The sequence below is a fragment of the Actinopolymorpha alba DSM 45243 genome (genome assembly GCF_000373925.1).
Lineage (GTDB): Bacteria > Actinomycetota > Actinomycetes > Propionibacteriales > Actinopolymorphaceae > Actinopolymorpha > Actinopolymorpha alba.
Genome location: NZ_KB892783.1, coordinates 13,246 through 30,562, shown reverse-complemented (window position 1 = coordinate 30,562; position 17,317 = coordinate 13,246). Strand labels below are relative to the sequence as shown.

Below are 17,317 nucleotides of genomic sequence, written 5' to 3'. Positions count from 1 at the left end.
ACGACATTTCCCGTGTTGCTGGCCGAATTGAGCAATCGGACCGCTCGCAGTGAGCAGCGCTGGCTATTGGACATCCTCGAGCTGCCCCGGCCAGGCTAGGTCGCCGGCTGGTGCCCCGACGACGGCTTGCGCAACGCGGGCGCTCTGGCAAGGACTGATCACACTGGGCGAGGGAGAACGATGTCTCACACACTTGCCACTCGACAGCTCGGTTCCACGGGCCTGGAAGTGACCAGGCTGGGATTCGGTGCCATGGAGATCCGTGGCGAGCGGATCTGGGGCGGTCGGCCGGTACGAGACGAACAGGCCCGCGACATCCTCGGCGCCGTTCTGGACGCCGGGATCACGTTCGTCGACACCGCGAACGACTACGGGCGGAGCGAGGCCTACATCGGTCGCTACGTCTCGGAACGACGGGACGAGTACGTCCTGGCGACGAAGTGTGGATGTTCGATGGTCCCGGCCGGCGACCACGACGAGACCCCGCACCAGTGGGACCGGGAACACCTGCTGGGCAACATCGACGACAGCCTGGCCAAGCTCGGCACGGACCACGTCGACCTGCTGCAGTTGCACAACCCCTCGATCGCACTCGCCGAGGAACACCGGCTCGTCGACACCCTCCGCGAGATCCAGGCCTCGGGCAAGGCGAGGTTCATCGGGGCCTCGTCGACGTCGCCCGACCTCGGCACGTACGTCGACTGGGGTGTCTTCGACGCGTTCCAGATCCCGTACTCGGCACTCGAACGACGCCACGAGAACCTCATCACCAAGGCGCACGCTGCCGGTGCCGGCACGATCATCCGCGGCGGTGTCGCGCGAGGTGAGCCCGGCGCGGGCCTGGGCGCGACCGATCGGTGGGCCACCTGGGAGCGGGCGAAGTTGGACGAACTCCTGGACGAGGGCGAGAGCCGTACGCAGTGGCTGCTGAGGTTCACGCTCAGCCACCCGGGCGTCGACACGATCATCGTCGGCACCCTCAATCCCGCGCACCTCGCGGAGAACGTCCGGGCGGCTCAGGCGGGCGCGCTCGCCGACGACGTTTACGACGAGGCCAAGCGACGGCTCGGCGAGGCAGGGGAGTCCCCGGAGGAAGGCTGACACCGACGACCGAGAACGCGCATTCCACACTGCGGCGGCCTCCTGCGAGGCCTGCCCAGACGTGAGGTCGGCCGAGACGAAAGCGGCGGGAAAGGACGAGTATGCGGATCCTGGTGACGGGTGCGGGCGGCAACATCGGAAAGGGAATCGTGCCGAGGCTGCACGCCGCCGGGCACAGTCTGGTGTTGTCCGACGTCAACCGGCTTCCGGACGAGCCGCCGTTCGCCGACCTGCCGTTCGTGCAGTGCGACGTACAGGCCGGGTTCGGTCTCGAAGGAGCCGCGCAGGGTTGCGACCTGCTGCTGCACCTGCCCGCCTGGCACGGCATCCACTCCCGGGCCAAGACCGAGGCCGACTTCTGGCGGCTGAACGTCGACGGCACGTTCTGGGCGCTGCAGGCGGCGCGTGCGGCCGGGATCCGCAGGCTGGTGTTCCTGTCCTCGCAGTCGTGGCATGACCACTACGGCAAGTACGGTTTCACCAAGCAGGTCGGTGAGGAGCTTTGCGAGTACCACCGGCGCAACCACGGCCTGCGGTACGTCGCGATCCGGCCGGCCGACTTCACGCCCTGGGGAGACGACTACCTGAACCGCTACGGCGCCCGCCTGCTCTACGGCGGGGTCGACCGGGAGGACGTTCTCGGATACGTCGAGGCGGCGGTCGAGCACTTGGGGCCTGACCTCCCCGACGGTGGGAGTCCCGAAGCCCTCATCGTCGACGCCGTACGGCCCGACGCGTTCACCGCCGAGCAGGTGCGCGACTGGGAGGACGACCACCTGACTGCCTGCGAACGCGTGTTCCCGGGTTCGCGCGACCTTTTGGAGCGGTACGCGATCGACGTGCGCCGACGGCCCTCCGTCGTGGCCGGCGGCGAGGACGGACCGGGCGCCGCGATCGGCTACACGCCGACCCGGCACTTCGGCACGTTCCTGGACGACCTGCGGAGGCTGGACGCCACCGGCGAGCCGGACGCGGTCCGCGCGATCACCTGCCCGTACTGAACCGCGTCGACGCGCACCTTCCTGGCGGCCGGGGCCGCGCAGTGCCCGACACAGACGGAGGTGATGGCTGGCGATCGGCGCGGACACGTCGGGTTGCGCGCCCGGTGCTACGGTCCGGCACCGGGCCTCGGTGTGGTTGGGCAGGAACGGTTCCTCCGGGAGGCAGGATGAACGAGGTACGGGACCTGAGCGGTCAGGTAGCGATCGTGACCGGTGCGAGCAGTGGGCTGGGCGAGTCCACCGCGGTGCGTCTGGCCGAGATGGGGGCTCGGGTCGCGCTGCTGGCGAACCGCCGCGCTGCGGCCGGACAAGCGGTGACAGCACGCCAAGCGGTGCAAGGAAGCGTCAACCGCAACTCCCCACCTCCAGGGGGTGCCGGTCAATACAGTCGCCTCATAGCGGATGGCCAGGCCCGAGCCCGTGCGGACACCCCGGGTAGGTGTCTCCCGCGGATCGAGGTCGTCGTCCAGTAGCCCGCTCAGACAGTCAACAGTCCCCAGTACGTTGCCCACGGGACGAACAGCACCCCACCCGCGGTGAGCACTGCCAGCCGGGCGAGCGCAGCGCCTCGCCACTGGTCCGGCGTCTCCGCCAGCCCACGGCGATCACTGTCGTGGTGACGATGGCGGCGACCGCGCAGAGCTGCAGGACCAGCCAGGCCGGTGGCCGGCCGAGGACCGTCGAACCGATCTCCGTGGCACCGGTGGCGACGATCTGGAACAGGTAGGGGCTTGGTGATCTTCATCGGAGGGGACGATCGTCCCCTCCCGATACGCTTGGCATCTGTGTCCGGCGGTTCGGGGGGTTGCCATGCGGTTTGGCGTACTCGGTCCGATCGAGGTCCTGGACGACGATGGCTTCCCGGTGGATCTTGGTTGGCCGAAGCAGCGTCTGGTTCTCGCGATTCTGCTCTCTGATCCTGGTCGGGCTGTTTCTGTTGATCGGTTGATTGATGTGGTGTGGTCGGGGGAGCCGCCGCGAAGCGCCCGGACCAGCTTGCAGATCCTCGTTCAGCGGCTTCGTCGTGCTCTGGGTGACTCGTCGCGAATCGTTCACCAGGCCGCGGCTTATGCGCTGGACGTGCGGCAGGGTGAGCTGGACGTCGAGCGGTTCGAGCGGTTGGTGGCCGACGGCCGGATGGCCCGTGAAGCGGGGGATCTGGCCAAGGCGGCTGATTTGTTGGATGAGGCGTTGTCGTTGTGGCGGGGTGAGGCGTACGCCGACGTCGCCGTGGCGGAGGTCGTCCGGGAAGAGGCGGGTCGGCTGGCTGAGGTTCGGTTGGCCGCGCTGGGGGATCGGCTGGACGCCGACCTCGCGCTCGGCCGGCACGCCGAGGTGGTGGCGGAGCTTCGTACCCTCGTGGCGCGGAATCCGTTCGGTGAGCGGCTGCGTGCGTTGCTGATGCTGGCGCTCTACCGTTCGGGTCGGGCGGCCGAGGCGCTTGAGGTCTACCGCCAGGGACGGCAGGTGCTGGTCGATGAGCTCGGGCTCGAGCCGGGCACCGAGTTGCGGGAGTTGGAACAGGCGATCCTCACCGAGGATCCGAGTCTGGATCGGCCGTCTGGGAACGCCGCGGTCGCGACCGGTTCGGCGCCCCGCGTCGTGCCGGCGGAGTTGCCACCGACGGCGCGGACGTTTACCGGACGTCAGGCCGATCTCGCTCGTCTGACCGGGTGGCTGGCCCAGCATCACGAGGACGCGACACCGGTGACTGTGGCGATCAGCGGCCTTGGCGGGATCGGCAAGTCCGCGTTGGCCGTCCAGGCCGCGCAGGCCGTCGCCGCCGATTTTCCCGACGGCCAGTTGTACGTCAACCTGCACGGTGCGACGCCCGGGCTCGCACCGCTGGCGCCGCATGAGGTAATCAGTCGGTTCCTGCGCTCGCTCGGCCTGAGCGACGATCAGATCCCGGCCGAGCTGGAGGAGGCGGCGGCGAGGTTCCGCACCTTGACCTCCGGCCGGCGGCTGCTGGTGGTGCTCGACGACGCGGTGGACGCGGCTCACGTACGCCCCCTGCTGCCGGGCGGAGCCGATTCCGCCGTACTGATCACCAGCCGGACTGTCCTGGCCGCCGTCGACAATGCCACGCATCTTCACCTTGAGCTGCTGTCCGACGACGAGGCCGTGGTCCTGCTGTCCCGCTTGGTGGGCCCTCGCCGGGTGGCTGCCGAGTCCGATGCCGCCGCGCGAATCGCGGAGCTCTGCGGCCGGCTCCCGCTGGCCCTCAGGATCGCCGGCGCCAGACTTGCTGCCCGTCCGGATCTGCCGTTGACGTCGATGGTCGATCGAATCACGGACGCTCGGGGACGGCTCGACGAACTCGCGTACGCCGATCTCGGCGTGCGGGCCAGCTTTGCCGTGAGCTGTCAAGCGCTTCCCGCTGGGGCCGCCAGGTTGTTCGAGCTGCTCGGTCTGTTGGATCTTCCCGATCTCACCTTGCCGGTCGCCGGTGCGCTCGTAGACCGCCCCGCCGGGAAGGTACGGCGGGATCTGGATCGGCTGGTGGATGCTCAGCTCGTGACGGCCGGAGCGGGTGACCGCTACTCGTTGCACGACCTGCTGCGGCTCTTCGCCCGGGAGCAGGCCGCCGAGCGACTACCCGAAATTGAACGCACTGAGGCCCTACGTCGCGTCTTGCATTGGTATCTCGCCACGGCTCGCCAGGCTATGCGGCGGTTATCAGAAAGCTTCGGTCGCCGAGACTCGGCCGGAATTCCAGACTCGGAGCTTCGCCAGCGCGGCCTGGAGTTAGACGGTGCCCAGGGGGCCGCGCAGTGGATCACGATCGAAGCCAACAATGTCCTCGCCGCCGCGCGGCAGGCCCTCAAGCTCCCGGGAGACGGTCCGAGCATCGTCGCCGGGCTGGCCGCCGCCGTGTATATGCCCCTTCACAAAACCGGCCGGTGGAATGAGCTCATCGGTGTCAATCAGTTGGCGCTGGTCGCGTCCGAACACACCGGAGAACAGCTGTGGAAGGCCCGTGCACACAACGACATGGGTTGGGCGTACCGCGAACTCCGCCGATTCGGGGAAGCATTGAACCACCTCGAAGAGGCGTTGGACGCCTATCGTGCGGTCGGCTATCTCGCCGGTGAGGCCCACGCGCTCAACGGCCTCGGTGCGGCTTACAAGGAAAGCGGCCGGCTGGACACGGCGATCGAGATTTACCGAGCCGCCCTCGCCATCCGGCGCAAACTCCAGGACTCCAGAGGCGAGGTAGTGGTGTTGAACAACATTTCCGACCTCCTGCGGAAACAAGGAAAGCTCGAGGAAGCGATTGCGCACAGCCACCAATGCCTGGCGATCCACGAGGAACTTGGGGAGAGCACCAGCATGGGAATCACCCTCGGAAACCTCGGCAAGGCGCTGCACCGTTCCGGCCGCGCCGATGAGGCGCTTCCCCGCTTGGAGCAGGCGATCACGGTGTTGAGGAGAACCGCCACCTACAGGGTCCTTCCGGAGCTTCTGTGGGACTTGGGCAGCGTTCTTCACGAGTTGGGTCGCCTTGAGGATGCCCGCGACCGCTGGCGCGAGGCGCTCGACGCTCTCTGCGAGATGAGTGCCATGACCACTGCCGAAGCCGATCGCATTCTCTCCGAACCGGTGCCTACGCAGCCCGATATCCTCCGATAGAGCCACGGTACTCACCGCTGCCTCCAACGTCTTGCTAGGCGCGACCGCGGGCTACGGCGCACTGGCTGCCGTGGGACGTCTTGGCGCAGACCTTGATCGATCTTCATTCCTTCCTTGATGTTCTGGCCGATGTCGTTGACGCACCACGTCGGGGAGCTGTCGTATCCCCAGTTGAGGCACCCGTCGCTCCCGGGTTGAAGGTTGCCATTCGTGATGGTCCGCCACGTTCCGTCCGCCGGCCGCTGATACTTCAGCGAGTAGCAGGCGTCCTTGCTGGTGATGGACGATCCGAAAACCGGCAGCCGTTCACACGGTCAGCCCCTCCGAGGTCGTCGGATTCGCTGGCGTGATCTGACTGTCACGTCGAGCCTGCGTCGAGCTGCTATAGATCCGCTAAACGTCCACTAGTGCTCCCTCGACGCGGCCTGCCTCGCCGAGGCCACCGCCGTGCGGTCCCATGGGATAACCGAAGCGCCAAGCGCGGTCAGGTACGTGGGTGACCCGAGCAACGACCGCGCGGACTGTCAAGGTCTGCTGATGTCTTTGACACCGGAGTCGGCCCCGAATTCTCGGGGTCGGCGTCGGCGTGGCTTTAGTACTGCTCAAGCGCAGCTTTAGCGGACTCGTCGATTCTGCTGGCATCGCGTTCGCTATAAGAGCGACCAGCGGAGGGTTGAACGATGTCGGGGTCACCAATGGCGGCAATGCCGGTGGCAGCTCCTGCCGTAACCCCGGCCCCGCCAGTTGCGCTCGGCGCCCGGCTCCACAGGGACGAGGTTCGGGGGGAGCCCGCCGATGCCTGACTCCGGCGAATGGCTCGTCTTCCTCGGCACCGCGGCGTTGTTCGCGCCAGTCCGGGGCCGGCCATTCTCTACGTACTCGCGCGCACTCTCCATGGCGGGCGCCGGGACGGAGTGCTCTCCGCGATCGGTAATGGCCTGGACCACCGTGCACGTCGTGGCGGCCGCACTCGGTTTGTCAGCCCTGCTGGCGGCCGCTCCGGCTGCCTTCACCGTCGTCAAATGCGCTGGCTCGGCGTACCTGGTCTTTCTCGGCGTACAGGCAATTCGTCGCCACAGCAGCGGTGGTCCGCCGTTCTCGCCTGGATTCGGACCCCGCTCCGCCCGATCGCCGCTGATGCAGGGCCTGACCATCGAACTGCTCAACCCCAAGACGGCGTTGTACTTCATGGCGCTCCTGCCGCATTTCGTGCACCCAGAACGCGCGCCCGCTCCATTGGTGTTCACGGTGTTGGGACTCGTCGCGGCCGCGATGGCCCTGATCGCCGATCTGGTCGTCGTGGTGTTCGCGAGTCAGATCCGCGGCAGACTGTCGAGGAGCTTCCGGTGGCAGGAACGCCAGCGAGCCGTCAGCGGCTTTCTGATGATCGGGCTCGGCTGCTTCGCCGCGGTCGCCTGAGCGGCACCCCCCTGCCCAGTGATCATGTTCGTGATCATGAAGCCGAACGGGTTCTATGTGACCGTTTCCCTTCATGACCTTCGCCAAGATCATCGCGGTCTGCTCGTCGAGGCAGGGAGTCGCCCAGCGCCGGTGATCATGAAGGCGTAGCGGGCCAGATGTCCCGACGGCCTTCATGATCACGATCATGATCACCGAGGCGGCGAAAGGGGTGGCGAATTGGGATGCAAGCCATGCGACCGCCCGGGCTGGAACAGGCGCAGGGCCTAGCTCAGCTGGGCTCGACGTCGCCACGGTGGGCGCCGCCGTACCCTCGCCTCCTTGGTGGCCGGGCGTCGGGTGGGACCTGGCCGGGCGGAATCCGGTCGGGCGGGACCTGGCCGGGTGGGACCTGGTCGGGCGGGATCCGGTCGGGCGGCAGGCCGTTCGGCGGACGTGGGTCGGGTGGCAGGTTGCCCGGCCACGTCGATTCGGCGGGCGGGCCTGGCGGACCCGTACCCGTACCCGAGGCCGGCTGTGGGGGAAGCCACGCGCTGTCCGGCCGTCCGGCGTACGCACCTCCCGCGGGCTCCGAAACCGGAGCAGGCGCGGGAGCCTCAGCACCCGCCAGCGTCCTCCGGACCCGCTTACCGCCGCCCGTGCCTCGGGCCCCACCAGGCTTGCGCTTCCCGCCCCGGTCGCGCCGGGGAGGACGGGGAGTACGCCGTGACCGGCGTTCCTTGAACTCCTCCACCATCGTGTAGAGCGTCGGCACGAGCACCAGCGTCAGCAGGGTGGAGCTGACCAGGCCGCCGATCACCACGATCGCGAGCGGCTGCGAGATGAACACGCCCCCGCCGGTCAGCCCCAGCGACATCGGGATCAGTGCGCAGATCGTCGCCAGCGCCGTCATGAGGATGGGCCGGAGCCGCTTCCGGCCGCCCTCGATGACCGCCTCGCGGACGTCCAGGCCCCGGTCGCGGTACTGGTTGATGAGGTCGATCAGCACGATCGCGTTCGTCACGACGATGCCGACCAGCATGAGGATGCCGATGAGGGCGGGTACGCCGAGCGGTGTGTTGGTCGCGAGCAGCAGCGACAGTGCTCCGGTGGCCGCGAACGGCACCGACACCAGGAGGATCAGCGGCTGCACGACACTCCGGAACGTCGCGACCATGACCAGGAACACGATCGCGATCGCGGCGAGCGTCGCGAGACCCAACTGCGCGAACGCCTCGCTCTGCTCCGAGCTCACACCGCCGAGCCGCCAGCTGGCGCCTCCGGGCAGGGACAGTCCGTCAAGGGTGCGTTGCAGGTCGCCGGAGACCTTGCCGACATCCGTTCCGGAGGGGGTCGCGCTGATCGTTGCGCTGCGTTCGCCGTCGATGCGGGTGAGCTGTGCGGGCCGGCTCACCTGCGACACGTCCGCCAGCTCCTCCAGACGCACGGTGGTGCCGAGCGGGGTGGCGAGGCGGAGCGCGCGGAGTTGGGCGAGGTTGACGGGTGCCTTGGCGGTGTAGAGAACGACGTCCCGCTGGGCCGAGTCGAGCAGGACCTTCGCCGTCTGCTGTCCCTCGAACGCCTGGCGGACGGCCTGGCCGATCTGGCCTTCGGAGAGCCCGAGCTGTGCGGCGGCGGGCCGGCGTACCTTCACCTCGATCGTGGGCAGGTCGGGGCTGAGGTTGTTGGTGACGTCGGTGGCGCCGGGTACGCCCTTGACCGCCTTCTCCACTCTGTCGGCAGCGGTCTTGAGCGCGCCATCCGTGGGCGCGGTGATGATCACCTCGAGCGCGCTGGAGCCGAACCCTGACCCGCCGGCTTGGACCGCGAGCGAGCCGGCACCGTCCAGCTTGGACAGCCGGCGGCGCAGGTCGTCCTGGAACGCCGCCTGGTCAATGCCGTCCTTGGTGGTGAGGGAGAAGGTCGCTTCGTTCGACCCGCCGCCGGCGGAGAAACCACCGAAGTCCGACGAGCCGACCGTGGTTTGGTACGACGACACCTGGTCCAGCTGCTCGAGGAGGAGTTCGACCTTCCTGGCGGCCCGGTTGGTCTCCCCGAGGGAGGTCGCGACCGGCATGGTCTGGGAAACCGTGACGGTGTTCTGACCACTGTCATCGAGGAAGTTGGTCTTGAGCAGCGGGGTCGCGGCGATGGTGGCGACGAAGACAACCACCCCGCCGAGGATCGTGAGGGTCTTGTGCCGGGTCGTCCAGCTGATCACGGGCACGTACGTACGCTGCAGCGGGTTGCGGGCTTCGGAGGCAACCGCGTCCGCACGGGCACGCTCCGCCTCGCCCGGATCGAGGACCGGCTGCCGGAGGAACCAGTACGCCAGCACCGGGACGATCGTGAGGGACACCAGCAGCGAGGCCAGCAGCGCGATGGTGACGGTCACCGCGAACGGCCGGAAGAGTTCGCCGACCTGTCCGCCCACGAACGCGATCGGCAGGAAGACGCCGACTGTCGTGATCGTCGAGGCGGTGACCGCGCCGGCGACCTCCCTGACGGCGTTCAGGATTGCCTGCTGCTTCTCCTCGCCGTACCCGAGGTGCCGTTTGATGTTCTCCAGCACCACGATCGAGTCGTCGACGACCCGCCCGACGGCCACGGTGAGCGCGCCCAGGGTCAGGATATTGAGCGAGTAGCCGCCGGCGTACAACCCGATCATCGCGACGAGCAACGAGAACGGGATCGACACCGCGGTGACCAGCGTCGACCGCAGCGACAGCAGGAAGACCAGGATCACCAGGACGGCGAAGATCAGCCCGATCGTGCCCTCGGTGGTGAGGCCCTCGATCGACTCCTCGATGAACGGCGCCTGGTCGAAGACCACGGTGATCGCGGTCTTGTCGCCCACGGCCGACCTGAGGTCCTTGAGCTTGTCCTGCACCGCGTGGGAGACGGCGACGGTGTTGCCGTCGGCGGTCTTGGTGACCGAGATCCCGAGGGTACGCCGGCCGTTGGTCCGGGTGATCGAGGTCGACGGCGCCGGAACGGTCCGCACGGTCGCGACCTCGGCGAGCCTGACCGGACGAGGTGGCGGTGCGGATGCTCGCTGCCGGGCGCCGGTGCCGCCGGACGTACGCCCAGACGACGCATCGCCCGGCCCGGAGTCTGACCCTCGGGAGCCGGCGCTGGTGGCCGGCGCCGCGGGGAGGAGCGCGAGGTCGCGGATCTCCTCCACCGAGCTGAACGGCGTACCGACGTCCACGGCGAACGTACGGCTGCCGGACTCGAGCTCGCCGCCCGGGACGCTCACGCCGTTGGCCTGGAGGGCCGCGGCGACGCTCTCGGGGGTGAGCCCGTGCGCGGCGAGCTTGGCGCCGTCGATGGTGATCGCGACCTGCTCGGCGCGCGCGCCGGTGACCTGCACGTCACGGACGTCGGTGAGCTTCTCGAGTTCGGGTACCACCCGCTCGTTGAGCCGGCGGGCGAGCTCCTGCTCGGTCGCGTCCGCGCTGACCGCGAGCAGGACGACCGGCACGTCGTCGAAGCTGCCGGCCTGCACGGTGGGGTCGACGTCATCTGGTAGCTGGCCGCGCAGCCGGTTGACCGACTGCTGCACGGACTGGACGGCGCGGCCGATGTCGGTGCCGTAGCTGAACTCCGCCTGCACCATCGAGAAGCCGTTGCTCGACGTCGACGTGGTCTTGTCCAGCCCGTCCACGCCCGCGATCGCCGACTCGATCGGCACGGTGATCTCGCGCTCGACGATCTCCGGCGACGCGCCGGGGTAGGCCGTGGTGATGAAGGCGCCGGGCAGCTCAAGGCTTGGGATGAGCTCCTGCTTGAGCGCGCCGGTGGAGATGAGGCCGAATCCGAGGATCGCGACCGAGACGAGGGCAACCAGGCTGCGGTACGCCAGGCTCAGGCTGGCCAGTCTGGACATGCGGTTTCTCCCTCGGAGGTCCCTGGCTCCGGCCGCGGGTCGTTCCTGTGGCTCTGACGTGGTGGCTCTGACCGGCTGCTGTACGTCGATGAGGGTACTGCGGGTAATCCGGATGACCGTTACGAAGCGTTATTTCTCGGCCTATTAACCCCCATATTCATCCCCAGGTAGGACACGGGAACACGTACCGTCGTCGACCATGCTCGCAGCGCGGCGGAGATCGAAGTCGCCGAATGACCCGATCCACCGGATTACGCTGAAGCCATGACCGCGCCGACACAGGAGTTTCCGCGCCTTTCCGCCGAGCGGGTTGCCGCGCTCACCGGCCGGGTTTTCTCGACGTCGGGGGAGACGATCGCCTCGGTCACCCCCGTCACCGGTGAGAAGCTCGCCGACGTCCCGTTGTCGAGCGTCGACGACGTGGCCGCGGCGTTCGCCCGGGCCCGCAAAGCCCAGGCGGAGTGGGCCCGGGTCCCGATCACCGAGCGGGCCGAGCTCCTCCTCCGGCTCCACGACCTGGTCTTCGAACGCCAGCGCGACATCCTCGACATCGTCCAGTGGGAGTCGGGCAAGGCGCGCAAGCACGCGTTCGAGGAGCTGTGCGACGTCGCGATGAACGCCCGCTACTACGCGCGGGTCGCCCAGCAGCACCTCCTCCCGACCCGGCGGGCCGGCCTCTTCCCGCTGCTCACCCACACTGTGGAGCTGCGGCATCCCAAGGGTGTGATCGGCGTGATCGCGCCGTGGAACTACCCGCTCACGATGGCGATCTCTGACGCGCTCCCGGCGCTCGTCGCCGGCAACGCGGTCATCACCAAGCCAGCGACCCAGACCGTGCTGTCCGGCCTGCTGGGCGCCGAACTCCTCGCCGACGCGGGGCTGCCCGAGGACGTCTGGCAGGTGGTGGTGGGCGAAGGCCGGCGGGTCGGTGCGGCGCTCATCGACCAGGCCGACTTCGTGTGCTTCACCGGCTCGACGGAGACCGGGCGCTCGGTGGCCCGGCGCTGTGGTGAACGCCTGATCGGCTGCACACTCGAACTCGGTGGCAAGAACCCCCTGCTGGTCCTCGACGACGCCGACGTTGACAAGGCGGCCGAATGCGCCGTCCGCGGGTGCTTCTCCAACGCCGGCCAGCTGTGCATCTCGATCGAACGCCTCTACGTCGCGGCGCCGGTCTACGACGCCTTCCTCGAACGCTTCGTCGCCCGGGTCGAGGCGATGCGGGTGGAGCCGGCGTTCACCTTCGACGCCGACATGGGCTCGCTGATCTCGGAGCAGCAGCTGGCGACCGTCACCGCACACGTGGAGGACGCCGTCAGCAAGGGCGCGCAGGTGCTGGCAGGTGGCAAGGCCCGACCCGATCTCGGCCCCTACTTCTTCGAGCCGACGGTCCTTACCGACGTCACTCCGGAGATGACCTGCTTCGCCTCCGAGACGTTCGGCCCGGTCGTGTCGGTCTATCGCGTCGCGGACGACGACGAGGCGGTGGCGGCGGCCAACGACTCGCCGTACGGCCTCAACGCCTCGGTCCACGGTCGCGACCTCCGCCGGGCCCGGGCGGTGGCCAGCCGCCTCCGGGCCGGCACGGTCAACATCAACGAGGCCTACGCCGCCGCCTGGGGCAGCATCGACTCCCCGATGGGTGGCGTCGGTGATTCGGGCCTTGGTCGCCGGCACGGCGTGGACGGGCTTCTGAAGTACACCGAGCCCCAGACGATCGCGGTCCAGCGGGTGCCGGTGGCGCCGCCGGGCAGGGTTCCGTACGACGTGTTCGCCCGCGCGATCACGACCGGCCTGCGCGCACTCCGGAAGGCTGGTCGCCGGTGAGGAGGGGGATCATCCGCTCCCGGCGCTCCAGGCCGCGCGGAGCGGGAGCCGCCGAACCCGCCGAGCGGCGGTACGACGTCCTGATCATCGGGTCCGGGTTCGGGGGCAGCGTCGCGGCGCTCCGTCTGACAGAGAAGGGTTACCGCGTCGGCGTCCTCGAGGCCGGCGGGAGGTTCGAGGAGTCGACGGACGCGGACGACCGGCAGGCTCGCAGCCAGCGGGCTGATGCCCGGGAAGCTGACGACCGGCAGGCTGACGATCAGCACGTCAGGGCACTGCCCGCGCCCCTGCCGCGTACGTCGTGGGAGCTACGGAGGTTCCTCTTCGCGCCGAAGCTGGGCTGTCTCGGCATCCAGCGGATCACCTTGCTGCGCGACGTTCTCGTCCTCTCGGGCGCCGGTGTGGGCGGCGGCTCGCTGGTGTACGCCAACACGTTGTACGAACCCCTCGACGACTTCTACGACGACCCGCAGTGGCGCGAGCTCACCGACTGGCGGGCCGAACTCGCGCCGTACTACGACCAGGCCAAGCGGATGCTCGGCGTCACGACCAACCCCACGACCACGCCGTCCGACGTCGTGATGCGGACCGTCGCCGCGGAGTTGGGGGTCGGCGAGACGTTCCGTCCGACGCCGGTCGCGGTCTTCTACGGGATGCCGGGCATGGCGCCGGGCACGACCACGGAGGATCCGTACTTCGGTGGTGCGGGCCCGCGCCGCACGTCCTGCATCGAGTGCGGCGAGTGCATGACCGGCTGCCGCCACAACGCCAAGAACACCTTGACGAGGAACTACCTCTACCTCGCCGAACGCGCGGGCGCTTCCGTCCACCCGCTGACCACTGTCACGGCCGTCCGCCCGCTTGCCCGAGGCGGATACGCCATCGACACCGAACGCACCGCGGGTCGCCCGGGCCAGGGCCGGCGTACCTTCGAGGCCGACCAGGTCATCTTCGCCGCGGGCGCGCTCGGAACCCAGTCGCTGCTCCATGCGATGAAAGCCGATGGCTGGCTGCCGAACCTCTCGCCCATGCTCGGCGTTCTGACCCGCACCAACTCCGAGTCGATCGTCGGCGCGGTGGCGCGCCAGCGCACGACCGACTATTCGCAGGGTGTGGCCATCACCTCGTCGTTCCATCCCGATCCGCGCACGCACGTGGAGCCGGTGAGGTACGGCAAAGGGAGTAACGCGATGGGGCTCCTGCAGACCGTGCTCACCGACGGTGGAGGACGTAAGCCGAGATGGCTGACGTGGCTCGCGACCGTCGCCCGGCATCCGGGGATGTGGCTTCGGACGTTCAATCTCCGGCACTGGTCGGAACGCACCATCATCGCGCTGGTGATGCAGTCCCTGGACAACTCGCTGACGGTCAGGTTGGGCCGGAGTTGGTTCGGGGGAAGGCGCCTCACCTCGAAACAGGGCCACGGCGAACCCAACCCCACCTGGATTCCGGTGGCCAACCAGGTGGTACGCCGGATCGCCGAGCTCATCGACGGATCGCCCGGTGGCACGGTGGGCGAGATCGCCAACATTCCGTTGACAGCGCACATCATTGGCGGCTGCGTGATCGGAGAGTCGCCAAAGACCGGTGTCGTGGACGGCTACCAGCGGGCGTTCGGTCACCCGGGCCTTCATGTCATCGACGGGGCCGCCGTCTCTGCGAACCTTGGCGTCAACCCGTCCTTGACAATCACCGCCCAGGCCGAACGCGCCGTCGCGTTGTGGCCGAATCGCGGTGAGGTAGACCCAAGACCGCCGTTGGGAACGCCGTATCGCCGGGTGGACCCGGTGCCGCCCCGGCGGCCGGTGGTACCGGAGAACGCGCCGGGTGCCCTGCGGCTCGGACCCTCCTCGGGTGGGTCATCCTCGGGTGGCGGAGGCGAGTCGGTTGCCCTACCGAGAAGCCTCCGCCAACGTCGCGGATGAGCCGGGTCTGCTCAGCGCGAGCAGGGGGAGCTTGCGCTGACCTTCTCACCCTCACGGATGGCGGACGCAGAGGTGAGAACGTCGTTCAGCAGCTTGAAAAGCTCGCGATACTCCTGCTGCCCGCCCTCGGCGAGGTCCTTGAACCGGATCTGCTTGTCGCCCACCACCAGGGTGAGGTGGATGGCGTCGGGGATCGGCGTCTTCCAGTCCTTGCTCCGCGTTGACGACGCCTGAGGCGACTCAGCCGCGGCCTTGGCCGCGCCGTCGAGCTTCGCCTTCGCCGCCGGATTGACCGTGCAGCTGACGGGTTTTTTACCACGGCTCTTGAGCGTCGCCTTGCCGTCCGGGGTGACGGTGAGCTCGTCGTTGAAGCCGGCGAAGCCACCGGTGCGCCGTAGCGTCAGCGTGGTGGACATGCTCGTTCCTGAAGTGGGTTGAGGGCTCGCGGTAGAGGTGGGTTGTGCCTCCGTGGTCGTCGCCTGCCTGGTGCCGCACCCCGCGACACCAAGGACGAGGACCCCCGTGAGCGCGGCGAAAGCGCCGCGTCGAAGTACGGAAAGCATCATGCTGCTGCGACGTTCCTCCACTCTTTGTGGTTCCGTGCGCGCGAGGTTGGAGTCATGGTCAGCCATCATCGCAGCTCCATGATTTCAGAGGCCCGGCTCCTGCAGGCAAGGAGCCGGGCCCGAACGCGCGAGGCACCGCGAGGCCGCGAGCGATTGCCGTCGCACGGACGGTGACAGGCCGGACGAACCAGCAGTACACCGTCGTTCCACCAACGAGCGACTGGTAGTGACAGTTACGACCAGTCGGCCATGTGACGAATTCGTAATGCCGCCAGGGCCGTCCGTCGAGGGAGGCGGGTAATGATCACGTAGCCGCTCGGGGTCGTGGGGTGGGCTCGGAGAGGCCGGCCGATAGACTCCGAGAATTCCCCAAGCGGCACAGTGCTCAGCGGCACCATCCGAAAGGTCACCGTGACCGACCACGATCTCGTCCTCGTCGTCGACTACGGCGCGCAGTACGCCCAACTCATCGCCCGTCGCGTCCGTGAGGCACGGGTCTATTCCGAGATCGTCCCGCACACCGTGCCGGTGGAGCAGATGCTCGCCCGCAACCCGAAGGCGATCATCCTGTCCGGCGGGCCGCAGTCGGTCTACGCCGAAGGTGCTCCCCAGGTCGACCCGTCCGTCTTCGCCGCCGGCGTTCCGGCGTTCGGCATCTGCTACGGCTTCCAGGCGATGGCCCGGGCCCTCGGCGGCGACGTGCGACGCACCGGCAGCTCGGAGTTCGGGCGCACCTCCGTCGACATCACCTCCGGCGGCACGCTCCTCGCGGGGCTGCCCACGAATCCCACGGTCTGGATGAGTCACGGCGACTCGGTGGTGGCAGCGCCGGACGGATTCGCGGTGCTGGCGTCGAGCGAGGGCGCGCCGGTCGCGGCGTTCGAGGACACCGAACGCGGGCTGGCCGGCGTGCAGTGGCACCCGGAGGTCCTGCACTCCGAGCATGGCCAGAAGGTGCTCGAGCACTTCCTGCACGAGATCGCCGGCTGCGAGCAGACCTGGACGATGGTGAACATCGTCGACGAGCAGGTGGAGACGATCCGCGAGCAGATCGGCGACGGCCGCGCGCTCTGCGCGCTCTCCGGTGGCGTCGACTCCGCGGTGGCCGCGGCGATCGTGCAGCGCGCGATCGGTGACCGGCTCACCTGCGTCTACGTCGACCACGGGATGATGCGCCAGGGCGAGACCGAGCAGGTCAAGCGCGACTTCGAGGCGGCGTTCGACTCGCTCGACGTGGTCGACGCCTCCGGCCAGTTCCTCGGCGCGCTCGAGGGCGTGATCGACCCGGAGGAGAAGCGGAAGATCATCGGCCGCGAGTTCATCCGGGCGTTCGAGGCGGCCGAGGTCCGGGTCTTCGGCGAGACCGCGCGGGCGGGGGACACGGCGTACCTCGTGCAGGGCACTCTCTACCCCGACGTGGTCGAGTCCGGCGGCGGCGCGGGCACCTCCAACATCAAGTCGCACCACAACGTCGGCGGGCTGCCGGACGACCTCCAGTTCGAGCTGGTCGAGCCGCTGCGCACGCTGTTCAAGGACGAGGTGCGGATGGTCGGCGAGCAACTCGGCCTGCCCGCGTCGATGGTGCACCGGCAGCCGTTCCCGGGCCCTGGCCTCGGCATCCGGATCATCGGCGAGGTCACCCGCGAGCGCCTCGACATCCTGCGCCGGGCCGACGCGATCGCCCGCGAGGAGCTGACCCGGGCCGGCCTCGACCGCGACATCTGGCAGATGCCCGTCGTGCTGCTGGCCGACGTCCGCTCGGTCGGCGTCCAGGGCGACGGCCGCACCTACGGCCACCCCGCCGTGCTGCGGCCGGTCACGTCCGAGGACGCGATGACCGCCGACTGGGCGCGGCTCCCGTTCGACCTGCTGGAGCGGATCTCCACCCGGATCACCAACGAGGTCCGCGAGATCAACCGCGTCGTCCTCGACGTGACCAGCAAGCCGCCCGGCACCATCGAGTGGGAGTAGCCAGCC

The 17,317-nt window shown here is 68.7% G+C and carries 10 protein-coding genes; 8 read left to right on the top strand and 2 right to left on the bottom strand.

The features are described from left to right. Positions 1–180: 180 nt before the first annotated feature. From B141_RS0128440 to B141_RS43305, 5 genes are all read left to right on the top strand, one after another. Positions 181–1,101, top strand: a complete 921-nt coding sequence (locus tag B141_RS0128440; RefSeq protein ID WP_040422580.1) for an aldo/keto reductase — start codon at positions 181–183, stop codon at positions 1,099–1,101. A gap of 101 nt (positions 1,102–1,202) precedes the next feature. Next, the gene (locus tag B141_RS0128435) at positions 1,203–2,102 is read left to right on the top strand and encodes an NAD-dependent epimerase/dehydratase family protein (RefSeq protein ID WP_020578586.1); all 900 of its coding nucleotides are present in this window, start codon (positions 1,203–1,205) and stop codon (positions 2,100–2,102) included. Positions 2,103–2,269: 167 nt separating this feature from the next. Beyond that, positions 2,270–2,575, top strand: coding sequence for an SDR family NAD(P)-dependent oxidoreductase (locus tag B141_RS52380; RefSeq protein WP_020578585.1), 306 nt, complete (start codon positions 2,270–2,272; stop codon positions 2,573–2,575). Between the two features lie 337 nt (positions 2,576–2,912). After that, positions 2,913–5,735 (top strand): AfsR/SARP family transcriptional regulator, encoded by a 2,823-nt coding sequence (locus tag B141_RS43310; protein WP_020578583.1) that lies wholly within the window; start codon positions 2,913–2,915, stop codon positions 5,733–5,735. A 795-nt stretch (positions 5,736–6,530) separates the two neighbouring features. Beyond that, positions 6,531–7,154 carry a LysE family translocator gene (locus B141_RS43305; protein WP_202805952.1) on the top strand — a complete coding sequence of 208 codons (624 nt, stop codon included), beginning with the start codon at positions 6,531–6,533 and terminating at the stop codon, positions 7,152–7,154. Between the two features lie 271 nt (positions 7,155–7,425). Here the strand turns inward: B141_RS43305 and B141_RS0128405 are convergent, their stop codons facing one another. After that, the gene (locus B141_RS0128405) at positions 7,426–11,022 is read right to left on the bottom strand and encodes an efflux RND transporter permease subunit (RefSeq protein ID WP_020578581.1); all 3,597 of its coding nucleotides are present in this window, start codon (positions 11,020–11,022) and stop codon (positions 7,426–7,428) included. Between the two features lie 264 nt (positions 11,023–11,286). On the opposite strand from B141_RS0128405, the gene B141_RS0128400 reads away from it, so the two are divergent. Together B141_RS0128400 and B141_RS0128395 are read left to right on the top strand one after the other, a co-directional pair. Then, the gene (locus B141_RS0128400; RefSeq protein WP_020578580.1) at positions 11,287–12,849 is read left to right on the top strand and encodes a succinic semialdehyde dehydrogenase; all 1,563 of its coding nucleotides are present in this window, start codon (positions 11,287–11,289) and stop codon (positions 12,847–12,849) included. Then, on the top strand, positions 12,846–14,774 hold the full coding sequence (locus tag B141_RS0128395) for a GMC oxidoreductase (RefSeq protein WP_020578579.1): 1,929 nt from the start codon (positions 12,846–12,848) through the stop codon (positions 14,772–14,774). Before B141_RS0128400 ends, B141_RS0128395 begins: the two co-directional genes overlap by 4 nt. 11 nt (positions 14,775–14,785) lie before the next feature. On the opposite strand, the gene B141_RS0128390 is transcribed toward B141_RS0128395, so the two are convergent. Then, on the bottom strand, positions 14,786–15,190 hold the full coding sequence (locus tag B141_RS0128390) for a hypothetical protein (RefSeq protein ID WP_020578578.1): 405 nt from the start codon (positions 15,188–15,190) through the stop codon (positions 14,786–14,788). A gap of 561 nt (positions 15,191–15,751) precedes the next feature. Between B141_RS0128390 and guaA the strand changes: the two genes are divergently transcribed. Further along, complete coding sequence (guaA, locus tag B141_RS0128385) at positions 15,752–17,311, top strand: glutamine-hydrolyzing GMP synthase (protein WP_026257643.1); 1,560 nt, start codon at positions 15,752–15,754, stop codon at positions 17,309–17,311. Positions 17,312–17,317: the final 6 nt, after the last annotated feature.

Coding starts and splice junctions, on each gene's coding strand:
- B141_RS0128400 (WP_020578580.1), top strand. CDS start 11,287: ATGACCGCGCCGACACAGGAGTTTCCGCGCCTTTCCGCCGAGCGGGTT.
- B141_RS52380 (WP_020578585.1), top strand. CDS start 2,270: ATGAACGAGGTACGGGACCTGAGCGGTCAGGTAGCGATCGTGACCGGT.
- B141_RS0128390 (WP_020578578.1), bottom strand. CDS start 15,190: ATGTCCACCACGCTGACGCTACGGCGCACCGGTGGCTTCGCCGGCTTC.
- B141_RS0128440 (WP_040422580.1), top strand. CDS start 181: ATGTCTCACACACTTGCCACTCGACAGCTCGGTTCCACGGGCCTGGAA.
- B141_RS0128405 (WP_020578581.1), bottom strand. CDS start 11,022: ATGTCCAGACTGGCCAGCCTGAGCCTGGCGTACCGCAGCCTGGTTGCC.
- B141_RS43305 (WP_202805952.1), top strand. CDS start 6,531: ATGCCTGACTCCGGCGAATGGCTCGTCTTCCTCGGCACCGCGGCGTTG.
- B141_RS43310 (WP_020578583.1), top strand. CDS start 2,913: ATGCGGTTTGGCGTACTCGGTCCGATCGAGGTCCTGGACGACGATGGC.
- B141_RS0128435 (WP_020578586.1), top strand. CDS start 1,203: ATGCGGATCCTGGTGACGGGTGCGGGCGGCAACATCGGAAAGGGAATC.